The 937-nt window shown below is 61.6% G+C and carries 1 protein-coding gene; it reads left to right on the forward strand.

Translation table 11 applies throughout. The annotated features are described in order from the left end of the window. Positions 1-937 (forward strand): NAD-glutamate dehydrogenase domain-containing protein (locus MPRO_RS03555; protein WP_162492530.1); only part of this gene is annotated, 937 nt, incomplete at both ends.

The following is a 937-nucleotide window of genomic DNA, read 5'->3' on the forward strand; positions in this document are numbered from 1 at the left end:
GCCTGGGAGTCGGTCAAGCGTCTGTTCCGCGAACAGAACCGCAACTGCCAGAGCGAAGATTTCAGCGTTGTCGGCGTCGGCGACATGGCCGGCGATGTCTTTGGCAATGGCATGCTACTGTCGCGCCATATCTGTCTGGTGGCCGCCTTCAACCACCAGCACATTTTTATCGACCCGACCCCCGATGCCGACTCCAGCTGGCAGGAACGCAAGCGGCTGTTCGAGCTGCCTCGCTCCAGCTGGGAAGACTATGACAAGAGCCTGATCTCGGCCGGCGGCGGGCTCTACAAGCGCAGCGCCAAACATATAGACCTGAGCCCCGAGGCACAGGCCGCTCTGGGCACCGAACAGACGCGTTTTACACCCAACGAGCTGATCCGGGTCATCCTCAAGGCTCCGGTGGATCTGCTCTGGAACGGGGGTATCGGCACCTATATTAAGGCCAGCCAGGAAAACCACGATCAGGTGGGCGATCGCAACAATGACAATCTGCGGGTGGACGCCAGCGAACTGCGCCTGAAGGTCATCGGCGAGGGCGGTAACCTGGGCCTGACCCAGCGTGCACGTATCGAATTCGCGCGCCACGGCGGCCTGATAAACACCGATGCCATCGACAACGCCGGCGGCGTGGATTCGTCCGACCACGAGGTCAACCTGAAAATACTGCTTAACCAGCAGGTGATCGCCGGCACCCTCGATGCCGACGAGCGCAATCCGCTGCTCGAAAGCATGACCGAGGATATAGCCCGCCTGGTACTGAGGCATAGTTACGGTCAATGCCAGATCCTCAGTGCCGCCAATCAGGTCGCCCCCAGGCGCATCAACGACCATCGCCGCCTGATGCAGCAACTGGAGCGGGCCGGGCGCCTGAACCGCGATCTGGAGTACCTGCCCAGTGACGAACAGCTGGATGAACTGGCACGCAACGGCCTGGGCC

The sequence above is a fragment of the Marinobacterium profundum genome, from assembly GCF_001528745.1.
GTDB lineage: Bacteria > Pseudomonadota > Gammaproteobacteria > Pseudomonadales > Balneatricaceae > Marinobacterium_A > Marinobacterium_A profundum.